This window comes from Akkermansiaceae bacterium (assembly GCA_024233115.1).
Lineage (GTDB): Bacteria > Verrucomicrobiota > Verrucomicrobiia > Verrucomicrobiales > Akkermansiaceae > Oceaniferula.
Genome location: JACKQB010000005.1, coordinates 233,797 through 254,294, shown reverse-complemented (window position 1 = coordinate 254,294; position 20,498 = coordinate 233,797). Strand labels below are relative to the sequence as shown.

Below are 20,498 nucleotides of genomic sequence, written 5' to 3'. Positions count from 1 at the left end.
TGACATTTTTCTCCAAAAAAAATGCCTTTTTTGTGCACATTGGCCATTTTAGCCCAAAACAAGGGGAGGTGGAGTGATTTATTCGGCGTTTTTTGCCCTGGTTTGGGGCACAATCTCCACGCTCAGGTCATCCAGGAAGAAGACGCCACCTCCCCGGTTATCCGCAGTCAATGTCAAGGGATGGCCGGTGATATCCAGCGGAGGCCGGTCGCGAACGCCGGGATCGGCGTCACTGGGCGACAGAACAAGCCCTTCGGCCGGTAAAACGAGGTCAACCTGGAACTTTTTCCACGCACTCCCCTTGAGCTTCAGGATCTGGTAACACGGCTCATACTGCAGCATCTCCGGCTTGATGTTTTTGACCACACGCAGGGCGAAACGCAGCGGGAACTCGTGTTCGACATCCCCGGCCAGAACCCAGCCCCTGACACGCAGGTGCAGGCCTTTCCGGGCCAGCAGGTCGCTGCCGTCCGAGTATTTCAAACGCTGGGTGACATAACCCCGCCATTTGATCACCGCGACATTGTTACCGGAGTGGGCTTGATACTTGCCATCGGAAAAACGGGACAGATCACACGTCCCCGTGTCCTGGCTCAGAAAGTAATCCTGCCAGTCCGGTAGTGTGAAAGTAAACGCGTCATCGTCATCGGCAAGATCGACCGCCTCAAACCCCGGGTTCCTGAAAACCAGGGTCGGCGGCTTAGGCGGCGGCACGGGTTGCGTGCGTTGCCCCCGGAAAATGAAGAATGCCGACAGCAAAACCGCCATCAATCCCAGCCCGACCGTGACGTAAAACAGGGGATGGATCTTATAACCTCCCGCATCGGGGGGAAGCTCGATGAATTTACGGGTCAGTCGATCCCCGATACGGATCACATGGGTTTGCCGGGCGGACACGCTGGGCAGCCCGCGTTTATAATCTAACAATATATGCCGTTTCTGGACGATTTCCACCAGGGCGGGCTGGAGGATCTCATGGAGCTCGGCATGAAGCCTGAGCCGGTCCACGAAGTAGTCGCGCACGGCGCTTTCATTTTCCAGTCGCTGCTCCAGCTCCCTTTTCCGGTCCGCATCCAGGTGGTCCTCAAGATAGGCATCGACCAGGCTGACCAGATCCGGATCCGCCGCCGGAAGTTCTGCGTGGGAAAGTTCGTTTTTCATGATCTGCGGTCGAGCTTGCGGTGGATACACTTTCGGAGTTTTGTGCGCACACGTTCAAGTTGTTTGTAAACGGTATTCATGGAAAGCGATTGTTTGATGGCAACGACTTCGAGTGCCTCGGCATGTTTTTTAGCATAGCGGGCCTCGATAAGCTCCCTCTGTTTTGTCGGCAGGGATCCGATGCATTCCCGCAGGGCGTCGACGCGCTCGGTTTGGATGTTATTGTTTGAGGTGTCAGCACTCGTGATCAGCATTGATATTTTCTCCGAAAGCTCAGGCGAGAGGTGTAAGTGTGCCGCCGGCTTGTTCTTCTTTAACCAACTGAGTGCCTTGAACCGGGCGTAGGTAAATGCGAGTTTGCGGAAGTCTAACAAACTCCAGTCGGCCTGCCGTTTTTTCCACATTTCCAGGGCCGCCTCCTGCATGCAGTCCTCACAGGCAGCGGCATCTTTCAGGATAGTGAACAGGTAGGCCCTGATAGAGGCACGGGACGCCATGTAGTAACTGGCAAACACCGAGGCCTCGCTGTTTTCGCAACCTGCTGGACCCAGTCCCCCGGGAGAACACTCCGACCAATCCCTGCCGGAAATAGAGAGTTCACCGGATTCTGTGGGAGCTGGCACGGAGGTGTCCTCGTTCATCTCACTTGTGGGTTTTCCGGGAGAATTTCCACCCGCACATTGTCAATTTGCGCCTGCTGCCACCCGCCCAGGTCACTAGCATAGGAAAATCTTAACATCACCCGCAAATCTTGCCCAATCAACGGATCACCGACAGCGGGTGAAGTCCAGTCGAAACTAATATCGGTAAAACCGGCAGCCAAGCTACTCGCGTCGATCACGGTAGGTGAGCTAAGTTCCGTGCTTCCCACCATCAAACCCAGCGTGCCGTCCGGGCTGCGGTCGCCGCTGACCCTGGTGCCATAAGCAACGGTGACACGGTAAGTGGTCTCGGGCAGCACCGTCGTGACGGCAGCCGACACCGCGCTGGCCGAGGATGAGCCACCACTGCCCAGGTTCAAGTAACCCAGTTGATCCCCCCGCCCACCCAACGCGTCCAGGCGGGTGCCCTCGCTGCCGGAGACGCCAAAGCGGTCATCCCGGATTTCCTCCACTCCACCATTGACCGATGCGGTAAACACCCATCCAACAGGAGCTTCTGTTGAATACGCAGGATCGGCTCCGGTGCGGTCAGGGGATTCAAAACTTCCATTGGTTACAGTCAAAACTGAAACCATTTCAGCTCTTAGCCGAAAAAAAATGCGCTCGTCGATTTCATCCGGGACAACGGCCATCACATCCCCTTCTATCCATGAAAACCCCGGTGTGGTCTCGTCCAGCGGCAACCAACCATCGGAAGCCAAGCCTCCAATCTGATATTCCGCCATCAACGTCACATCCGGTCTAACCGAGGGCATAAAATGGAATGCCTCACCACCACCTTCGGCAGGTGCCGCCCAAGCCAGCTGAGAAAACTCCGCAGTCATGGGGTCCCTGCCACCCACGGCATACTCAATGAGCAGTGGCATTCGGTCGCCATCGGAATCCGAATCGTAGGCAGTCTCGCCCGGGGGCACATTTTCATCGATCAACCACTGGGCAAGCCCTACCTGTTGGGAAAAGTTAGCAACCACACCCAGAAAATCATCCACCGTGACATCCTGTGCGGCCGCCTTGATGGCGACCCATATTTCGGCACCAGCTTCGAGCCCGTCCATCACCAGGCTTCCGCGCGCCAGCCTGCTTAACCGGCCAGAGCCAAGAGCCGATAGTGACACGACATTTCCGACACGGGCAAGGGAGTCCAGGGTTCCTGTTTCCGGAAATCTCCCGTCGCCTTGATAAAATGAAATTTCCGCCCCACCTGAGCCGACGATTCCAGAGCTGCGCGTCGTCTGTCTCAGCGACCAGTTGAGAACCGTTTGATCGACAGGATCGTAATACCCCAACTTTTGAAAAATGGCACCACCCGCAGGAATCAAAGCGGTCTGGGACGCGGTGTAGCCAACGGCGTTATCATCCTCGGTGAAACCGGAGCCGAGTAGCAGTTCCCCACCCGTGCCCGACCAGGAAGCAAGGCCGGGAGTCTGAGCGCCAGCCCCAATGCCAGGGAGTTCAAAGGCCCCATTCACTGGCTTCAGCGAGGGACTCGCGGAGGAAACCGAGATGTTACCGTCGAAGGTAATATTGGTAACATGACTCTGGCTGGTCAGGCTCTGGGCCGTCGGCGAACTGCCGTTTCTCATGCGAAATTTGTTGTTACGAATCATGATATCGCTGGACGACTTGAAGCTGAATGCCTTGTTGCTGTTCATCACAAACTCGTTGCCTTCAAAAAGAAAGTTCTGATGCACCGCGCCGCCATGGCTGGAGTTCTCCGGGTTCACCGTGACCACGCCACCGCCGCCGCATTCGTAAAACACGTTGCCCTTGGCGGTGAAATCCAGCACCCTACCCGATTCAAACCAGCCGTTGGCATCGTCCTCGATGAGGATGGCTGCCATCTGGGTGCGGAAAAACCGGTTCCCCTGGATCAGCACCGGCCTGCGTGTGGTCACCAGGATTCCGCGCGTCGGGATCTGTTTGATATCACAGTTGATGAGTTGGAACGACGGCGTCCAGGTGACGTTCTCGACCGCGTCACTGCCCACCGAAACCGCCGCCGGGACGGCTTGATCGAGAGTCAGAAGCTGTTCAGTCTCGTTTTCCACCACCACCGCCGTCACCTTGGCGGAGCCGATGGGAAGCAGCGTGGTCCGACTGATAAACTTGATGTCATCGCCTGGGAAAAACGCCTGGAACCCGTATGTCTGGTGGTGCATGAACTTCACCCGCACCTGGCTGGCGGCCGGCTTGGCCACCACCCGCAGGTGGGTGCCGTGCACGTTGAGCGCATCGTCGTGGGCCGCGCTTAACACGCTGTCTACAATGCGCACCAGCCCCTTGCAACCGGAGAAATGGGTGACATCGGCCGCCGAGGCATTGGTGCGACCGCTTGCCGGGTCCGGCGCCACGGTCAATCGCTCGTAAGTGATGTTTTCCGTGAACTGGCCGAGGATGCCGAAGCCGTGCATCGCCCGCACGGTGACATCCTGCATCAGCACATCCTTGCAGTGATTGAACCACATGCCGATCTGGTCACGCGTGGTATTGCGGAACTGATAGGTGCGGCCAACCACCGCATTGCCCAAGCCTCCTCCCGTGACGTTAAACTTCAGCCGGTTGCCGCCCAGATCCTGAATCGACGAAACACCGGACGTCGGGTCGCCCCCGCGCCAGGTGGTTTTCTGCACCGGATCATAGTGCTGCACCATGTTGTGGTAGTCGGCCCACCCCTCGCCAAGCCATTGCACCCTGCTACCGATGATGCTGTAGTCCGAATCCGGATGCACTTTGCCGATCCAGTAATCGCCGCCTTTTTCGGTGACTGTCAGCTCGGACATCGTCGGACGTCTGGTATCAAAGGTCATTCCGCGCAGTGTCAGGTTCTCACATTGCTCGGCCACAAACATCGTCATCTTTCCGCGCATCATAAAAGTGGCACCCACGGCGGAAATGGTTAGATCATCCACGTCCACCACATCAATCGCCAGGGTCTTCATGCCATGCGATCCCGTTTCCGTGCTGTTACTGGTAAAACAGGCACGCTGGGTGGCGTCATCGGGATAAAAATCATACACCCCCGGCGGCACGAACAGGGTGACGGGACCGGCCGCCGCCTTGGCCGCGGCAATGGCTTGCTTGAACGCCGCGGTGTCGTCACCCGCACGCGCCGCGCCTTTCGCCCCGCCATCATTGGGCAAGGCACCATGATCATTCACGTTGATGATCGTCTGGGCTGCCAAAAAAGGAGCTGTAAAAAACGAGACGGCAATAATAAGTGTCGGTTTCATAGGTGCGATAGGTGCGATAGGTGCAATAGGTATAGGTGCGGTAAAATACCGCTATTATATTTCGGTTCTAAGGCAAACCTGACATCTGTTTTACACGATGTGGCTCAGGGATGCGGTATCTTGTCCGGCCAAACCGGCTGGTCGATGAGCCCCTTGAGTTCGTCCGGCAGCTCACTCCATAAATGACCATGCGCTTCAACCAACCTGACGATGTCTTTCAATGATCCTGTCTTTCCCCCTCTCGCAGCAGATGGATTCACCTGCGTTTGTTCCTTGCGGCGACGGTTGCGTGGATGCTTTTTGCGTAGGACTTTTTGAGCTTCAGCATTTTCATGACGACCTGGGGGTGTGCGGCGGCGACATTTTTCGATTCGCCGATGTCCTCCGCCAGGTTGACCAGGAAAAGGCGGCGGTCGTCCCTGGTGAGTTCCGCCACGCCCTTGGGTCGGACGATTTCCGTGGTGTTGCCAAGCAGTTTCCAGTCGCCGTCACGCACCACCCACCTTGCATGCTCCGGATTTCCCCCGAGCTGCCAGTAGAACGTCTCGTGCGGCGACTTCGCGTCCGCGTCGCGGATGACGTCCACGATGGATGCTCCGTCGAGATGATGCCCCTGGGGAATCGCTGCACCCGTCAACTCCGCGATCGTCGCCCACCAGTCGCAACCGGTCACAAGCTGGTCCCGCACTACCCCCTCAGGCAGGCTCCCGGGCAGGCTGACCACCGAGGGGACCCGGATGCCACCCTCAAAGAGGTTTCCCTTGTGCCCGCGGTAGGGGCCGGCCGATCCGCCGCCGGAAAAGGCACGCTGCTCGACCGAGTGACCGTGGTCGCTCTGGAAAATCACCAGCGTCTTCTCCCGAAGGCCCGCCGCTTCGAGGTGGTCGAGGACCATACCGACCAGCTCATCGGTGGTGGAAACGGAGGTCGCATACTTGTCGCGAGGATGCGGCAGGTCCTGGTAATAGTTCCGCCATTTCGAGGTGCCCTGCAGCGGGTAGTGCGGCCAGTTGATCGCCCAGTAGATGAAAAACGGCACCTCCTTCTGCCTGTCGATGAACGCCTTCACCTCGGCCACCATCAGGTCGCCGAAATACTCGCCGTCGCGCCGGATTTCCCTGCCATTTTCCCACAGGTCATGCCGGTTTGGGCCGTTCCAGTAGAAGAAGTGGGAGTAGTTGTCGATGCAGCCGCCCATGTGGCCGAAGGAGTGATCGAACCCCTGCGCGTTCGGCATCGTCTCCGGGGTGTAGCCGAGGTGCCACTTGCCCACATGCCCGGTGGCGTAGCCGTTCGCCTTGAGCAGCTCCGCGATCGTCACTTCGCTTGTCGGCATGCCGGCTTTTCCCTGCTCCGACGACACATTGTCAGGCACCCCGGCCCGCGCCGGGAAGCGACCAGTCAACATCCCGGCCCGGGACGCGGAGCAGATCGCCGACGGCGCCAGCATCTGGGTAAAGCGGACACCCGTCTCCGCGAGCCTGTCAATGTTAGGCGTCTTCAGGTCCTTGGAACCGTAACAATGTGCATCAACCGATCCCTGGTCGTCGGTGTAGATGATGATGACGTTCGGTTTTCCCACCGCTGCGCCGACCACCGGTGCAACGAGAGCCAGGGTGAGTCCAAACAAGTAAACATGGGAGAGTAGTTTCATGACCCGAGCCTGGGTGAAAAACCGCAGCGAAGGAAGCACCGATTCAGCTCACTGCCAGGAGATTGCTGTCCTGCCAAAAGATCTGTCCCGTTGTCCTGTTCTGGTGAGTTCAACTGCGTGAAGTTCTGCCTGACAGGCATCCATTCCCTTGTCAGTTTCAGCTTCAAAACCTTTAAGTATGGCTGTGACTTGTTGCGTTAATACGGGGGCGGCTCTCATCGCTTCAAGTAACTCTAACTCCGCTTGGGAGACTTCGGTGGTATGTGATTTGTTTGTATTCATCACTGCCTGATTCTACACACCCGTTCAATCGCACAGGCTTTAAGTTCACTTTTTTCAAAGTACCACAAAAACACCGAAAAAAACCACACCCTATTCAACTTATTTTCTAGACAAATTTTCCAAGAAACCATAGGCTCATTCTCGCTATGAAACCATAGAGTCCCTCTCGCTTGGAAGGAACAATCTCCGATAACACAATGAAAATCACAACAGGTATATTGGCAACGATTGCTTTGACCTTAGCTACGTCTCAGGCAGCGGTTTTATATAACATTGCGTCATTTAACAGCGATGCCACTACGTCTGGAAGCATCAACTGGATAACCGGCAAAACAACCATTACCACGGCTGCTGGCTACACGGGCACCACCGATCCCGAGCTCAGAACAAACGCAAATACGGGAGGCCTAAACCCCGATGGATTTGGGGGATACCGCTTTAGAAACAGTGAGTCCCATAACGCAAATTATGGAACCGTCACCGCGGATCCGGGATCGGGAGGCACTGCTTACTTCAGCTTCGGTGTCTCAGCAAACTCTGGAACCTTCGACCTCGCTAGCCTCACGTTTGAAGCACGCGCCTCTACTGGCAACAATGGTGTCGGCCGGGGCTACAGCGTTGTGTATGCCATCAATGGCAGCGGGGTCTATAACCCAGCCGGTGCAGCCACCGTGTTCAACGGGCGCAACAGCGGTAATTTTGATTCCATCGACCTCACCCTAACGGATACAGGAATCACCAGCGTCGATTTCCGTATTACTTCTACGAGCGGTGGAATTGAATACAGAAACTTCACGATCAATGCCGTGCCGGAACCCTCTTCCGCCGCACTGCTAGGACTCGGCGGACTTGCCCTGGTTCTGCGCCGCCGCAGGTAGATTACACCGCCAATTTATTGTTTCATCCCATCCAGCCCGCTCAACGGGTTGGAATGGGATTTTTTATGCATCGCCCTTACGTTGTACAGGCCCCCCAACACCGGCTTCTCCAACAACTGACGCCTCCCCTCAGGGGACCGGCTTGAGTGATGCGACCACACCACTCTTTTTTCCCCGGTAAAGTGTGCGAAAAGGTCCGTAGGAATGTTCTATCACACTGCCTGATCATGCCTCTCCCAGGCGCCAGGAGCTTGAAAATAATTCTTGCCACCGGGACAATCATCAGGCTAGGTTGCTTCATTACTTGGACACGACTCTACCTCTAAGATTCACACAAATAACCACACCCAACCAAGAGACCCCGGTCCGCCAGTCGGGCCGGGGTTTTCTCCGTTTGATCGTTTTAGCGGCATCTCATGAAAGCAAGGCGTTTCTGTGATGTATGTTGAAGTGAACAGATGGAAGTACATGCCAACCCATTAATACCATGATGAAAAAACCATCATTCAAAAAGATCATCCTATGCGCCTGCGCACTGTCGTTTTTTGGCGGCGGTTTGCGGACGATTGCCGCTGGGAACCATCCCTTCCCCACATGCATTCGCGCCGAAGACAGCGGGGTCTATCGCCACCGCGCCGACGGACAGGCCGGACGCGAGTTGATTGTGCGCTTTGAGCAAAGCAAGCTCTTTGATGCCGCCGATGTCCATGTTGCCGCCGATGGCGGCAAGGCGGAGGTGTTTCACTTTGAGGCCTCGGCCGAGGGACGGGAGCAGGTGGCGGTTTTGCTTCCGGCAGGGGTTTCCGTCGAGAAGGCCGCGCAGGTAAAGCTCCGCCTCCAATCAGGTGGAAACAAGCGCGACGCCTCCATTGAGGTCGCCGCCAAACGACAGTGGACGGTGTATATCTTACCCCACTCCCACGTGGACATCGGCTACACCAACACCCATGCCAACGTCGAGTATATCCACCGCAACAACATCCAGCAGGCCATCAAGCTGGCGCGTGCCACGGCGCATTACCCCAAGGACGCCCGCTTCAAGTGGGACACCGAGGTCGCTTGGCCCGCCGAGCGCACACTGGCCAATGGCACGCGGGAGGAAAAAGACGCGATGCTCAAAGCCATTGCCGAAGGAATCATTCACGTGGGGGCGGGCTACATCAACGACAACACCTCGGTTTCCGCCGACGAGGAGTTTGATGCCTTTTTTGGGCCCGCGCAAGAAATAGGCAGGATGACGGGCAGAAAATTCAAGACCCTCATGCAAGTCGATGTGCCGGGCATGAGCTGGGGAACGGTCACGGCGGCGGCGCAGCACGACATTCCCTATGTGCTGATGTTTATCAACTGGGGCGACCGCATCGGCCGCACCAACGACCTTTCCTTTTACCCGTTCTGGTGGCAGGGCCCCGATGGCAAGTCCAAGGTGCTCTGCATCCAACCGGGCGGATATGGCCCGGGGGCAGATATCAAAGGGAAACATTTCTGGCCGCAGATGATGGGACAGACCGACCGCAGCAAGCTGCCCGTCATCATCAAAACAGACAATCCACGCGAGAAATTCATCGATGCCTATCTCTGGCCAACACTCGCCGCCTTGGAAAGGAATCCCAAATACCCCTACGACATTTTCCCCATGTCCTGGGCAATGGCGGACAACATGCCCATCGACGCGGATCTGCCCGACGCGGTAAAAAGCTGGAACGAGGAATACGCCTATCCGCATCTGGTCATTGCCACCTCCGACGAAATCATGGAGACCTTTGACAAGAAATATGGCGCAGTCATTCCTACGCGGCGCGGCGAGTTCACCGAATGCTGGACCGATGGCCTAGGCACCGCTGCCAAGCAGACGGCTATGAACCGCAACAGCAAGGAGCTGCTCATTCAAAACGAAGTGCTCTGGGCGATGCTGCAACCCGGCACCCCCGCTCCCCGCGACGCGTTCGATGCCGCGTGGCGCAATGTGCTCATGGGCTCGGAGCACACCTGGTGCTATTCCCGACCCGATCAGCAACCCATCAGCGGCGACATTCTGCGCGAGAAGTTTGCCTTTTTTGAAAACGCGCGGCGCGACAGCGAAACACTTCTCAAGCGTGCCCTGGCACCTGTCAGCGATCCGCAAGGGAAATTCCTCACCGTCTTTAACACGCTCTCCTGGGATCGCCCGGGACTCGTGACCTTGCCCGACGGGGTGGAGGGCATCACCGATGAAAAAGGAAATCCCCTGCCGACCCAAAAACTCTCCGATGGCTCGCGGGTCTTTTGGGCGGACTCCGTACCGGCGATGGGAGCAAAGTCCTACCGTCTGGGCAAGGAAGCGCCGCAGCCAGGCTCCGCGCTCAAAGTCACTGAGACGACACTCGACAATGGCATCGTCCGCGTCTCCTTGAATCCCGGGACCGGAGACATCGCAAGTATCACCCACGCGGGCAAGGAGTTTGTAAAAGAAGGCGCCAACAGCTTTTCCTACCTGCGCGGCGGACAAAAACCCGAGCAAGCGGAACACCCGCAAGCGGTCAAAATCCGTATTTTAGAAAAAGGACCCTCGGTCATTTCGCTCATGGTCGAGAGCCAGGCGCCGGGCTGCGTTTGGCTCAAACGCGAAATCCGCCTGCTGGCCAATAACCCCCGGGTGGAAATCATCGACACCCTCGACAAGCTCGACGTGAGAGAAAAAGAAGGCGTGCATTTTGGCTTTGCCTTTGATGTCGCCAACCCCGTCATCCGCATGGATATCCCCTGGGGCGTGGTGCAGGTGGACAAGGACTTTTTCCCCGAAGCCAACCGCAACTGGATCTGCTTCCAACGCTGGCTCGACATCTCGGGTCCGCAGGGAGGAGTCACCTGGGTGAGCCCCGACGCACCCCTCTTCCAGGTGGGTACGATGACTGCCAACATACTTGGCCCCGCGTCGGGCTCTCCCGAATGGCTGCGCGAGCTTCCCCAAACCGCCACCATTTACTCCTGGGCACTCAACAACCACTGGCACACCAACTTCCAGCTGAGCCAGTCGGGAGTCCTCCGCTTCCGCTACGCCATCCTGCCGCATGTCGGGGATTACAACGCAGCCGACGCCAACCGCTTCGGCACCGAACAGGCGCGCCCCCTACTTGCCACCACCACCCAAAACGCCCTCAACATCACCCCACCTGTGCGCATCGACAACCCGCAAGTGGTCATCGCGGGCGTCAAGGCCCAAGCCGACGGTCTGCGCGTTTCGCTGCGCTCGCTCTCCGACCAGCCGGAGAAAGTCACGTTAACGCGCCCCAACAAGGAGGACAAAACCATCACCCTGCCCCCACACGGGGTAGAGACCCTCACTCTCCCTCGTTAAAGAGCCGACAAACCACCTACCCCGCTTCCACCCGGAATGTGCAGTTCATTTCCGGGAAAAGCCGTGAAACCAGCATCATCCGGGTTCAATTTCCGACATCGACTTATACGCTATATCGACTTCCTCCGGTGGATGAACAGAGCCGATTACCACCGTTAAAGGCTGTCTCCTAATACCGGAAAGAAGGGAGCAGGAAAAGGGGCTATTTGCGACGACGCAGGATCAAGGCAAGTCCGCCGAGCCCGAGCAGCGCTATGGAAGACGGCTCGGGAACAGCGGTGAAGGTAAGGACGCTTTTGTGATCATTGCTGCACCGCCTGGCACACTATCAATGTTTTTGACGACATCTCCATATCCTCCCGCCGTAAATGCATAACTTACCTCCCACTTGTCACCATTTGAATCGGTGAAAGATTTAGTGATTCCCTGGGCAACGGTAAGTCTCTCGATGCTGCTGTCGGTTTTATGAATATCAAATTCAGCGAAAATACTAGTAGGATCCGCTATAGAGAAGCCTTCGATTGCAAAGTTATATGAACTGCCATCCGTAATATTGATGGTAAAACCGAGTGTTCCAACAGCGTTGCCAGAATTTTCACTGATGGCTGTTTCGCCAAAAATGTCATCAGCATCGGCATCCCAGTAGACATTCGCAAAAGCTCCAGCGGGGACTGTATTCCATTTACTTGTGGTGGTGTTGCCAATAAACATGTGTGGCCCGGCAGTTGCCCCTGCAACAAGCGATATGGCTGCTGATGACGAGGGGGCAATGACAGAACTTATGAGAGCGGCGGCAAGAATTGGTTTTTTCATATCTGATGTGTTTTTGCTATCAGTTCGGTTTCGGGAAAACCATTGCCTTAAATTCAGTCAGAGTAGATCTCCTATGTCAATCTCAAGTTCGATATTGCTGTGATTTTTCCAGTGTGTTTTAGGTCGGTCTATCGTTAAAGGCCCACACCGACCATGAGGCAGGGTGCAGAGAATGTAGAGGAGAGAGTCATGCTTCGTCATGACGAACTTACAACCTGGGACAAATAGACAGCATTTTGAGATTGCTTTTCTCGTTTCTTATTGACATATTGCCAACTCCTCTGGTAGGGACATGTGCATATAAACGTTCGTTTTTTTACGAGAACCGCGCCCCTGTTGCCTACGTAAAACCCCGTCAAACAAAACCATTCCCATGAAAAAAACAATAACGACCCTCTCTTTCCTCGCGCTTGCCGCGACATCGCAGGCTGCTGTCACGGCATCCTCGACACTCGCCGTAACCGATGCCAACCTGACTCCAAACGCGCTCTACACCTCTGTCGTGCATGCCTGGAACGCGAATGGCACGGCGTCAGCCACCGTGGGTGGTGTGCTTTACAGCACCTCCCAACCCACGGACATCGTCATCGCGGAATTCCCTAACGCAATGAGCAGCTCCGCTACCGCAGCCCATTACACGGGTGGCCTGGCTACCCTGATGGAGAACGGAATGAATACTGACTTCAATGGTGCCGGTGGTGTGATTACGTTGAACAACCTAATCGTGGGTCGGCAGTACCAGCTGTTGATGACTTCCCAGCATGACATAGGCAACAACCCCCTGCGTGGCCACTCCCTTTACTTTAATCCAAATGGCGTGAGCACCCAGCTCCACACCGGCGTGAACTACGGTGACGACACTGGTGTGGTTGAAGAGGTTTACTTCACGGCGGATCTGACAAGTCATACAGTGAAGATGTTTCGCCCCTCAGGTGCCCAACGTGCCACCTTCAACTCCATTCTGCTCGTCGCGGTGCCCGAGCCGTCGTCCGCAGCGCTTCTCGGCCTGGGCGGGCTTGCCCTGATACTCCGCCGCCGTAAAGGCTAAGGAGCACACGGTCCCGCGCCGCAGGAAAGTCATCGCGGCTGGTTTTCACCTGTCCCAGCCGCCTGCCCCGGAATCATACTGTCCTACCATCCCCGCATCCCGCGCCTTGGGGAGAAGGCCATCTCCCCCAGGCCGGGCACCGGGATCAAAGAAAAAAGCACTTACTGCGCGGGGCAGATTGTCACGTCTTTGCGGCGTGATTCCGGGGTGACTTTGAGTTTAACGACTTTCCCGTTTCTAACTTCGCCTTCGACAATGGTTTTTCCGGGGGCGTGGAGTTTGAAGGATGTGTCCCAGTCCCTGGGCCATGCAGGCAAGAGGATGATTTTTTCTCCTTCGCACTGCATCAGCATGTATTGAAGGCCGATTTGGAAAACGCCGATCTGATCCTGGTCGGGCGTCCAATCGTAGTTCGGGCCGTAGAAGCCGGGGAAACGATAGCCGCCGGCTTTTCCTCTGGCGCGTTGGGAGACGAGTTGCTGTGATTCCTTGCCGAGACCCAGGAGGGCGGATTGAATGGGTTGCTGTTGCCAGCCGCCATTGTCGCGGTTGCGGCGCACGCTGAATGTATTGCGTCCGATCTCCACTTTCTCATCGCCGTGGGCGAGGGTGTAAAGCCGGTATGGAAAGACGGCGTAGAGCTCCGGGTTTTCGGAGTTTTTACAGTTGCTGAACTTGTCCGCCGGCAGCACATAGGTCTTCCCGTCTATGACTTGCGTCGGGATGTTTGGCTGGTCGGCGAGTTGTTTTTTCCACCTCTCCTTCGTTTGCGCATCTGCGGGGAGTTCTAGCAAGCGCGGGATCAAGTAGCGCATGCCGGCAATTTCTGGCGTCGGGTTTTCCGCTGACCACCAAGTCTCGAGAGACTGCGCAGGTGAGTAGAAAATCTTTCCGTCGTCGCCACGTTTCCAATGTTGGTCAAAAAACAGAGTGACCGATTTTGCCAGCGGCAACAATGTCTTTTCGAGAAATGCTTTGTCTTGCGTGCCGTCGTAGTAATCGAGCGCCATACCGACCAGCTCTATCCCGCCTTGCCAGTAGCGGCGGATGTATTCATTGTCGGTCAGGCCGTCCGGTTTGTTCGTGCGGTCTATGCCGTAATTATCGTCGGTGTAGTTGCCCCAGAAATAGAGGGTTTCTGGGAAAAACGCGCCTTCGTGATTGTAGTATTTTTTCGTCGCTGCTTCGCGCAAGGGCAGCATGGCGGTATACATGTCAAACATGGAAGTCATGAGGTCGTAGTCGCCGGAATACAGCATGCTCCAATACGGCAGACGGGTATTCTGCCACCAGTACGCACCACCCCAGCGGCGGAAGTCGGCGTCGAATACTTGATCTACGGTGAAGATCGTGCCGTTAAACTTGATGGGCAGAGCGCCGCGACCGCCACAGGCGTTGACGTATCTTTGCAAGATGTAGGCCTCGGAAACGACTTTGGCGTCCGCTCCGGATGTGATGTAAATGTGACTGCGATTCCAAAATGATTTCCACCAGGCACTGTGCGCGGCGAAGCGTTTCGTCGTGTCCGAATCCATTTTGCTTGCCATGGCGTCCGTCGCATTTTTCCATGATTGCGGCGAATCGGAAATGTTGGTGAGGGCGAAACATTGCAGGCTGAATCGCTTGGTCGGCTTTGTTGTTTTCAACTCGGTGCCGGAGGCGGCGGAAAAGCCGTCGCCGCGCATGACCACGCCGAATGTGCGGTGCAGAACGGGATCCGTCATCTTGTCCACCTGATCGCCGAGGGCGGTGAGTTCGAGGTTGGCGCGCCATTGGGATTCGAGATTGTGGTGGCACCAGGTGATTTCGTTTTTGCCGTGAGGGAGAATAATGTCCGGATTGACGAGTTTTTTTTCTGGGCGATTGTAAGCGCAGGATGTTTCTTCTCTCTCGCCACCTTCTCGGCGGTCGAGCTTTCTTTTTTCCGTGCGCCAGATTTCAGTTGTTGCCTTTACGGAAATCGGCGTCTCGCTTACCACGTCCACCTGCACCACGGGATTATTGGCATCGATCCAGACGCGGATTTTCGTCTTGCCGTCGGTGATGTAAATGTGCCCTTCAGCCAGGTTCAGCCGCCATTTGAACGATGCCTTGTCCAGGTTGATTTTGGGCGATAGGCTAATGCGGACGCGACCCAGCTTGAGCAAGCGATTAAACTCGTCAAAGGAATCTGTTTTTGAAAGCAGAAGCACGATGTCTCCAGATGGCTCAACCCAGACGTTGGCGCCGATGTCACCATTGCCGATCGGCATGGAGCCGCGTGAGTTGTCGCTCGGGGAGTCCCAAATGACGTCGTAGGCGTCCGGCATTTGTGCGGCGGAAGCCGGTAAGGTGAACGCGAGGAGGAAGGAGCCTAGAATCGAGGCACAGGGGAATGGTTTTCGAGAATTTTTCATGATGGATTTGCGTGAATATGTGGGCGGTATTTTTTGAACAATGCGCGGGTCACGGCGACGGGGTCGCCATGGGCTGCTGCCGGCAGGTCGCGCGGAGGATGGGCGGCGAAGGCGATCTCCCAGGTGGCGAGCTCGGCGTAGAAGGCATTGGCGCGAAGCGACTCGCGGCCGTGGACTTGTTTGCCGGGGTCTTGGTAGTTGCCTTGCTCGATGGAGCTTTCCAGCATCGTGTAAAACTTTTGCCAGCGCGGCAGGTAGTAGCGGCTGATGAGGCCGGACCACTCGCGCCAGGAGTAATCGAAAATCTGAGCCTCACCTCCGTTTTTCCCCTCGTCGGGCCCCCAGAGGGTCACCAGCATCGCGGCGTTGTGGGCGTAGAGTGCTTTTTCTTCGGGAGAAGTTCCGCAGGCGCGGGCGTCTGCCAGCCATTTGCCAAAAAGAAATTCCGAGCGCGTCGCCAAGAGGCGGTCGGCGTCTTCCAAGAGCGCGTAGAAGGCGGCGGTCTTGGTTTTGAAAAGTGCCTTGTCTTTCTTTTGATACGCCTCGCGGATTTCGCGATGCAGGACTTGGGCGTAGTTGGAGAGAATCTGGCGCATGATGTCCACCACATCGTAGCGGTAGGTGTCGGTGTTTCCGAGTTTGTCGGCGTCCTTGAGCAACAAGTCGAGTGCCGCTACCAGATCCTGCGGCTCGTAAGGAATGGCAAAGCCGTTGTTGGGTCCGGATTTCTTCGCGCTGAGTGCGGGACGCGCGGCGATCATCGAGCTATTTTCGACTCCACTGGTGCCGCGACGGTAAGGACCATCCGACAAAATTTTCCAAGCGGCCTTGGCGTTTGCCGAGTCGCTTCCGTAGCGGCGCTGCGTGTAGGCGTCGAGCCAGTTTTCCAGCTCGGCGGGGGCATCGCGCCAAATCATATCAAAGACGCAGTCATAGAAAACGGGGTTCTGCATGATGGCTTCGGGGAACAAACCCATGCCCTTGCATTGCGGAATTTCTTTGGCGGCGGCGGCAAAGCGGTTGCTGCAAATGTCGCGCAAGTCGCCGTGCAGGTTGATGCGGCCGCCGAAGTTGTGCAACTGCCCCTTCACAAAGTCGTGCCCCCAAAAGTTATTCCTGCCACCGCCGAGGTCAAGCACTAGCAGCTTTCCCTTCGGCACAGCACAGGCGATGTGCTCGCGGATTGACCACGCCTGCATCGCCCAAATCGCTTGCGGATCGACTTCCTGCATGAGGGCAAAGATCGTCTTGCCCACGGCGTCGAGATACTCCGACCCTCCCTGCGGTGGCTCGGATTCGTGAAAGGGATCCGCCGCCCAGAGGTGATCCTCGGCACCGAAGAGGCGGATGTTTTCCTCCAGAAAAGTTTTGCCGATTTTTTTGAAAAAGGGATCCGTCGGGTCGAGTTGCGCCGAACCCGTGAACCCGCACCAAGGCGGCTGCAGGGCGATTGAGGCCTTGGGCATTTTTTCCTTCAGCAAGCGCGGCACATTGCCAGAGAAGCCTTGCCGAATCGGGGTCATGCCGAGTGCGCGCGCGCGGGCGAACCAAAGTTTCCCGAGCTGCACGCGGGCGTCGATCCAGCTTTTGGGCAGCGGCCCGCAGTGGCCTTCGATGTTGGTCATCCACTGCCACGCAAAGTAAGCGGGCCCCACCAAAAACGCCCGCGCCTCCGCGTCGCTGAAGCCGTGTTTGAGCAGGGTGTTATACCAGACAGCCTCGATGCCGAGCACACCCAGCGGCGTGTTGATGCCGTTCATGGCGAGAAAGTCCAGCTCGCGTTCCCAGCGTTCCCAGCCCCACCACGAGCAGGTGTAATTGTAGGTGCAGTAGTTGAACATCACGCGGTAGCGATGCGGATTGACCACGCGCTCTTTGGCGGGCACGGTCGGCAAGGGGTCGGGCAGGTCCAGCTGATCCCCGCACCAGGAAAGATGGCATTGGGCGTATTTTTTCAAATAGTAATTGAGTGCCGAAGCGATACTGACCCCGTTGTCGCCACGCAAAACGATCTTGCCGTCCTTGGACTCCACCTCAAAAACATTCTTGCCGGCGTCAGCGGGAATGACCTCGACGACAAATCCCCCCGCGCACTCAGCGACAACGCGCTTGACCAGCCCTTCCGCCGCCGACTGAATCGCGCTTGCCTCAGGCACTTGATGATTCTCCGCCGCGCCGAGATGGCTCAAGGTCGCCGCGGCGGATACGATGGTGATGAGGCAATGCCTGAACATACGGTTGACGCTTGTTGAAAGGAATTCCGATTGGTTAAACGTCGTTAAAGGTCTGTCCCATGGTGCTGCTCGTCCCATAGTGCTGCTAAAACCCGCTGCCAGAACCCCGGTTCACTTCCATGAACCGGGGCTATTTGTGAATCAACGTGTCATGCGGTTCTTGCAAACCCCACGTAGCGGACATACTACCCACGCCGACGGCGCAGGAGGGCGAGGCCGCCCAGGGCGAGCAGGGCCGCAGAGGAGGGTTCCGGGATGATGGTGACCGAGAAGTTGTCGCCAACGGACCCGCCCGTTGTTCCATAGCTCCCGCCGAAGAAAATGCGGGAAGTGGTTGGGGTCAGGTTCGTGTTGCTTTGGGAATAGGTGGGATCCGACCCGTCAAACCCGTTTCCATCGGTGTCCAGGACGAAGGTCGCGGTGCCGGTGGCCGCCACGTAGGTCATCTGGATCGAAAGAGGGGTGTCGGCTGCCACGGCGTTGTTGGGGTCCGTAAAACCGGTTGCCGAGTAGTTCTGGTAAATATCACCGAGTCTGCTGCTCCAGCCATTGGTGTTGAGCCGGATGAGGATGGCTTCTCCCGAGGTGGGCTCGCCCCAGTAGGGAGGAGCGGAAGCCGTTCCCTCGCCATTGCCGATGCCAAAGAAGGAGCAGCCCGAGCCGCCGCTACCGTTGCCGCGGGTCAGATCGATTGTGGCGACGAAATCGACGGTGTTGTAGTCGGCGGCCGTCGTGCGAAGGTAGGTGCGGTTATTTCCATCAGCGCCCTGGAACGCGGCATCGTTGTTTGTATAATCGGCGGCAGCGGGGTTATCCCAGTTGGCGGAAGCACCGCCGGTGAAGGCATCGGTAAAACTCGTGGCGCCGAATGCCGCGCCAGACGCGGCTACGGAACACGCCAGAAGCATGGATTGTGTGCGGGATGTTGTTTTCATGGTTGGTTTGGTTTGGTTTGGTTTGGTTTATGGGTGTGTGCCATCGTATGCGACACAATTCAAACCTTCAGAGACGTTTCTAAAACATAGACACGTTTCCAGTCAAGGTTTTTTTTGGGGGGGTCAAGGCCAGGCGATCGGAGGTTTTTTTTACCGCGAAATACGCCAAATACGCGAAAAAGAGGATGTTTTCAGGTGCATTTCTACAGATCTTACCGAAACCCTCATCGAGAGTCGCTCTGTGTAAGGTATCAGGATAGGAAAATTTCGCGTATTTCGCGTATTTCGCGGTCTCATCAAAACTCTCTTTGTTAACATCTCCCGAGCTTGATCGCCCAGGGGTAGGGGTCAAGGTGTTCGGAGGGGGGAAAGCTACAGTGGCCGGGGAGCTTCCGGATGGCAGGAAAACATCAAACGGGTGATTAGATAAACTCCGCCGGCGGTTTAAAGCCATCGCGGTAGCTGCGCCTTAGAATTGTTTTGTTCGGTGGGTCGTCTTTGAAGCGGCACTCCTTCGAGTTCCACACCAGCTCACGGTTCGGGTAGCGGGTTGCCTTGACCGCGAGCTGCCCCGCTTCGGTCACGCGGACCCCGAGGTCAAGTCGACCGAGCAGTTCCTTTTTAGCTCCCAGGCAGTTGTCCACCCAGTCATGCCAATGGCTGTGGCCAGCCACCTCAGGGCGCGGCAGGTCCACCTTTTTACCATTCTGGAAAATGCTGATATCGCCGTCGGCACTGACCACAAGGGTCCCGTTCTCGCAGGCGAAGAGGGTGTAACAATTGCCGAATCTGGTTCCGGGTGGCAGGCCGGTTTGCGCGCACGGCGGGTGGGCGGCATCGCTGTAGTGGACGATGAAATTTCCAGCTGTTGTGTAGGCGGTTGGGTTGAAGGTGATGCGGGAATGGTTATAGGTCGAGTGCCCGACCGCGTTGGATGCCATGGGGGTATCCGTCTGCACGGCAATCGGCACATCGAGATCCAGGGCGAGGTAGATGATGTCCAGCAGGTGACAACACCAGTCGCCTAAATCCCCGCTGCCGAACTCCCAGTAACTGCGCCACTTGATGTGGGTTAAGTCATCGCTGTAGGGGACATTCTCCTTGCAGCCGTTTTTCCAGAGATCCCAGCTCATGTGTTTGGGAATGGGGTTGGTAACAGGGTATTTTTCGATCCATGCCTGATCGAAACGGGATCGCTCCATCGTGTGATTGATCCAGGCCCATGCTGATTTGACCTTGCCCAGGGTGCCGGATTTCAAGATCGCGATTGCCTGGTTTCTACCGGTATGGGCCGAGCGCTGGTTGCCCATCTGGGTGACCAGGCCGGGTTTGGCAGCGAGCGCTTTTTTCAGCATGCCGACTTCCTCCAGCTGGTGCACGACGGGTTTTTGCAGGAAGAGATGTTTGTCATTGGCCAGTGCGTGCAGGGCAAACAGCGCGTGGGCGTGGTCCGGGGTGCAAATCAGGACGGCATCGTAGTCGTCAAGATCCTTTTCGTAGGCGTCCCGGCAGTCGGAGTAGGTTTTTGCCTTCGGGATCTGCCTGCTGACGGCATCGAGATTGTTTTTATTGATGTCACAGAGACCGGCGAACTCCACTTTGGGATGTCCTATCAGGCCTTGCCTGTCCACCCCCCCCATCATGCCACCAACCCCTACTTGAAGGATACGGAGCTTACTGTTCTTATGGGCGGATGCCCCGAGTGTTGGCACCACGCCACTTGCTGCGGCCAGCCCCATTGTGCCGATGAATTTTCGGCGGTTTAAATGACCTCTCATACGCTTGGTATCTATAGACACGATTAGCAGCAGCTCAAGTTTTTTCTGAAAAATGATTTCCACACGCGGTCCATCATGACCACGGCCATT

13 protein-coding genes and 1 pseudogene are annotated in these 20,498 nt (G+C 56.7%); 3 read left to right on the top strand and 11 right to left on the bottom strand.

Annotated features, from left to right (window positions below; translation table 11 throughout):
• Positions 1-78: 78 nt before the first annotated feature.
• From H7A51_14865 to H7A51_14845, 5 genes are all read right to left on the bottom strand, one after another.
• Entirely contained in the window at positions 79-1,161 is a 1,083-nt protein-coding gene (locus tag H7A51_14865) for a hypothetical protein (protein MCP5537500.1), read from the bottom strand.
• The gene (locus tag H7A51_14860; protein MCP5537499.1) at positions 1,158-1,802 is read right to left on the bottom strand and encodes a sigma-70 family RNA polymerase sigma factor; all 645 of its coding nucleotides are present in this window, start codon (positions 1,800-1,802) and stop codon (positions 1,158-1,160) included. Before H7A51_14860 ends, H7A51_14865 begins: the two co-directional genes overlap by 4 nt.
• Positions 1,799-5,053 (bottom strand): right-handed parallel beta-helix repeat-containing protein, encoded by a 3,255-nt coding sequence (locus H7A51_14855; GenBank protein ID MCP5537498.1) that lies wholly within the window; start codon positions 5,051-5,053, stop codon positions 1,799-1,801. Before H7A51_14855 ends, H7A51_14860 begins: the two co-directional genes overlap by 4 nt.
• A gap of 256 nt (positions 5,054-5,309) precedes the next feature.
• Positions 5,310-6,707, bottom strand: coding sequence for a sulfatase-like hydrolase/transferase (locus H7A51_14850; GenBank protein ID MCP5537497.1), 1,398 nt, complete (start codon positions 6,705-6,707; stop codon positions 5,310-5,312).
• Positions 6,708-6,755: 48 nt separating this feature from the next.
• Positions 6,756-6,992 carry a hypothetical protein gene (locus H7A51_14845; protein MCP5537496.1) on the bottom strand — a complete coding sequence of 79 codons (237 nt, stop codon included), beginning with the start codon at positions 6,990-6,992 and terminating at the stop codon, positions 6,756-6,758.
• Positions 6,993-7,186: 194 nt separating this feature from the next.
• Between H7A51_14845 and H7A51_14840 the strand changes: the two genes are divergently transcribed.
• Positions 7,187-7,867 (top strand): PEP-CTERM sorting domain-containing protein, encoded by a 681-nt coding sequence (locus tag H7A51_14840; protein ID MCP5537495.1) that lies wholly within the window; start codon positions 7,187-7,189, stop codon positions 7,865-7,867.
• A gap of 487 nt (positions 7,868-8,354) precedes the next feature.
• Complete coding sequence (locus H7A51_14835; protein MCP5537494.1) at positions 8,355-11,204, top strand: glycosyl hydrolase; 2,850 nt, start codon at positions 8,355-8,357, stop codon at positions 11,202-11,204.
• Between the two features lie 202 nt (positions 11,205-11,406).
• On the opposite strand, the pseudogene H7A51_14830 reads toward H7A51_14835, so the two are convergent.
• Positions 11,407-11,481: pseudogene (locus H7A51_14830) on the bottom strand (PEP-CTERM sorting domain-containing protein).
• Positions 11,457-12,017 carry a hypothetical protein gene (locus tag H7A51_14825; protein MCP5537493.1) on the bottom strand — a complete coding sequence of 187 codons (561 nt, stop codon included), beginning with the start codon at positions 12,015-12,017 and terminating at the stop codon, positions 11,457-11,459. Before H7A51_14825 ends, H7A51_14830 begins: the two are co-directional and overlap by 25 nt.
• Positions 12,018-12,390: 373 nt before the next feature.
• Here H7A51_14825 and H7A51_14820 point away from each other — a divergent pair, with 373 nt between their 5' ends.
• The gene (locus H7A51_14820; GenBank protein ID MCP5537492.1) at positions 12,391-13,065 is read left to right on the top strand and encodes a PEP-CTERM sorting domain-containing protein; all 675 of its coding nucleotides are present in this window, start codon (positions 12,391-12,393) and stop codon (positions 13,063-13,065) included.
• A gap of 161 nt (positions 13,066-13,226) precedes the next feature.
• Here H7A51_14820 and H7A51_14815 read toward each other — a convergent pair whose 3' ends face one another.
• The 4 genes from H7A51_14815 to H7A51_14800 all read right to left on the bottom strand — a co-directional run bounded on the left by H7A51_14815 (position 13,227) and on the right by H7A51_14800 (position 20,408).
• Positions 13,227-15,461, bottom strand: coding sequence for a hypothetical protein (locus tag H7A51_14815; GenBank protein MCP5537491.1), 2,235 nt, complete (start codon positions 15,459-15,461; stop codon positions 13,227-13,229).
• Positions 15,458-17,695, bottom strand: coding sequence for an alpha-N-acetylglucosaminidase (locus H7A51_14810; protein MCP5537490.1), 2,238 nt, complete (start codon positions 17,693-17,695; stop codon positions 15,458-15,460). Before H7A51_14810 ends, H7A51_14815 begins: the two co-directional genes overlap by 4 nt.
• A 185-nt stretch (positions 17,696-17,880) precedes the next feature.
• Positions 17,881-18,630 carry a PEP-CTERM sorting domain-containing protein gene (locus H7A51_14805; GenBank protein MCP5537489.1) on the bottom strand — a complete coding sequence of 250 codons (750 nt, stop codon included), beginning with the start codon at positions 18,628-18,630 and terminating at the stop codon, positions 17,881-17,883.
• 422 nt (positions 18,631-19,052) lie between these two features.
• Positions 19,053-20,408 carry a Gfo/Idh/MocA family oxidoreductase gene (locus H7A51_14800; GenBank protein MCP5537488.1) on the bottom strand — a complete coding sequence of 452 codons (1,356 nt, stop codon included), beginning with the start codon at positions 20,406-20,408 and terminating at the stop codon, positions 19,053-19,055.
• Positions 20,409-20,498: the final 90 nt, after the last annotated feature.